Origin of the sequence: Okeania hirsuta (assembly GCF_003838195.1) — a bacterium.
Lineage (GTDB): Bacteria > Cyanobacteriota > Cyanobacteriia > Cyanobacteriales > Microcoleaceae > Okeania > Okeania hirsuta.
Window position 1 is genome coordinate 1 of the sequence record NZ_RCBY01000507.1, and the last position, 2,278, is coordinate 2,278.

Sequence of the window (2,278 nt, forward strand, 5' to 3'; positions counted from 1 at the left end):
ATATGGCGAACCTGTTATACGAAACTCCCTAGAAATAGAACTCTCTTCGTACAAAGATTTGCCATAGAAAGAACAATTTCTGCACCCATGAAGGATTACTAAAGATGAAACTACTCACTCCTGAATTCATTTACTCCATAACCCCTATCTTTATTGCAACGATTGGTGGAATCATTGGAGTTACTGTCTTAGTTACCGATAGTGATGATGCCAAATGGTCATCCGGAATCGGGTTAGCTGGAACAGCAATTGCTGGTGCCGCTGGTTTAGCACAGTCTAACAAAAATGAATCAACTGTTTCTGCTCGAGATGGCGTTGCGAGAGGAAACGGACAGAAAACAACGCCACACGTATAATTTATCTTATACGCACAGTTTAACTGGAACTAGACGTATAATTCGATGTACTCTAACAACATAATCAGCAAGAGACATTAAATACTCAATTGCTGCATCAACTGTTCTATGTATACCAGGCTTTCCTTTATTAACCATCTCAAATACCAGACCAATCTCTACATATAAATATGAATAGTAACATTGTTGTTCTCTATTATTAATAAGCTTAAAGCCAAATTGTATATCTTCATCCACCAAATCTTCTGGATGTTCAACTGCATATCCCCATTTTTCAATTGTAATTTTTTGTTCAACACTAGTAACCATTAAGCCCCCCTTAAACAAATTAATTCTTTCTAAGGTTCCGTCTCAGGGGAGCCGTCGTTGATTAAGTTTCCGTAATCTTTGAGTCTTTTGGATGGCTAAAAAAATTCAGTCAATGATTGCGTTTTTGGCAGCTTTAGTAGTCGGCAAACAATGATAGCGCAACCGCAAAACAACGGTGACAAATTCGGTACCGCTATGCTGAAACACTTTACCTGCACACGTCCTCACATAATAAAAAAATACAAAAATCATGATGAAACCGACGGACAGTGCAGGCCGCTGACGCTAAAGTATTGCTACCGAATTTGTTCAATACTTACATTCTGCCATCAGCGATAGTAACAGTAGCAGATACATAAACTGTGGCTCCGCCAAGGTTAAAGTTACTACTATTACTCCACCTTTTCTAAATAACAACCTCTAACTTTATACTCTGAAGATTTTTAATTTTTGACCCAATATTCTCTTTATGAATTAGGATTTTTTTTCACAACGACCCTCGTAATAATTAATCTTAGAATTTAATATCTTAGAAAATTTTAGACTAATTTTCTCATTAATTGATGGCCAATTATATAGCAGATAGTAGCCTCTAAATATAGGATGTGTCCAATAGAGGCTATTGGGATTTTGATTTTTTCTGGGAACTACCCAATTCCCAGTGATTTAAGCTGAAATCTTTACAGGATAAAGATTAGAGAACCCAGAGATTAACCCAAATATACCCAGACCTACCCAGAGATTACCCAGAACTACTGGGTTAAATTGGGTACATTTCTGGGTAGTTAAATACTTACTATGATTGAATTTCAGCTATTTCTACTGGGTTTTGGGTAAATGCTTTAAATCTCAATCGCGTTCCAGAGCCTTCTAATTGTCCATAGCCCATTTCAGCCAAATCCTTAAAGTAACTTCTGGCCACTTGAGCAGTAAATTTAGGTTTAACTTTGTCAAATTTCTTGCTAGTAACAATATCAGAACCAGATAAAAATTTATCCTTTCTTTGACAATAATCTAAGAGACTTTTTAGCATATCAGAAAGTGCTGGTTCAGGCTTCAGCAAACAAACTTTTTCAATAAAATATTGTTGTTGAACTATACTGTCAAAAGCCACTTGACAAACTGACTGAGGAATTAAATTAGTTGGTTCATTTGGATAGCTAAATAATAAATGAAGCAACCCACAATGCCTCAGAAACTTACCAGGAAATTTATTCAAAAATTCAGCCATAATCTGGTTATTTTCCTCCATGGCTTTAGTTTCCACCAAGCTGATTTTAGTGACAATATATTTAAAAGCATCCGGCGAAAACATAAATTTTTGCCCTGGTAGTTGAGCAGCCCAAACCAATAATTTATAAATATCCTCAGTAACGTCAACTGCACTGCCACCTGAAATCACTTCTTCTAAGGTTAGTGGTTTGTTCTCCATCCATAAGTAGTTGAATCTAGCAAAATGACCTGCACTGCGAAGGTTTGTCTGACTCAATAAATCCTGAAATACCTCCGGCTGTATTGCACCAATAATCCCCATTTGGCAGTTAAAACTGTTACCAGTCATTAAACTACCACCAAGTCTATCATCAGATTTCATACGGAGTTTGGGTGAAATG

At 36.5% G+C, this 2,278-nt stretch carries 3 protein-coding genes; 1 reads left to right on the forward strand and 2 read right to left on the reverse strand.

From position 1 onward, the window contains the following. The first annotated feature begins 104 nt into the window (after nt 1–104). The gene (locus tag D5R40_RS32300; RefSeq protein WP_192901060.1) at nt 105–356 is read left to right on the forward strand and encodes a hypothetical protein; all 252 of its coding nucleotides are present in this window, start codon (nt 105–107) and stop codon (nt 354–356) included. Between the two features lie 6 nt (nt 357–362). Here D5R40_RS32300 and D5R40_RS32305 read toward each other — a convergent pair whose 3' ends face one another. Both D5R40_RS32305 and D5R40_RS32310 read right to left on the reverse strand, forming a co-directional pair. Then, nucleotides 363–665 carry a hypothetical protein gene (locus D5R40_RS32305; RefSeq protein ID WP_124143808.1) on the reverse strand — a complete coding sequence of 101 codons (303 nt, stop codon included), beginning with the start codon at nt 663–665 and terminating at the stop codon, nt 363–365. Nucleotides 666–1,461: 796 nt separating this feature from the next. Next, nucleotides 1,462–2,278: DUF3987 domain-containing protein (locus D5R40_RS32310; RefSeq protein WP_205127824.1), on the reverse strand; the 817-nt coding region annotated here is incomplete at its 5' end.

Coding starts and splice junctions, on each gene's coding strand:
- D5R40_RS32305 (WP_124143808.1), bottom strand. CDS start 665: ATGGTTACTAGTGTTGAACAAAAAATTACAATTGAAAAATGGGGATAT.
- D5R40_RS32300 (WP_192901060.1), top strand. CDS start 105: ATGAAACTACTCACTCCTGAATTCATTTACTCCATAACCCCTATCTTT.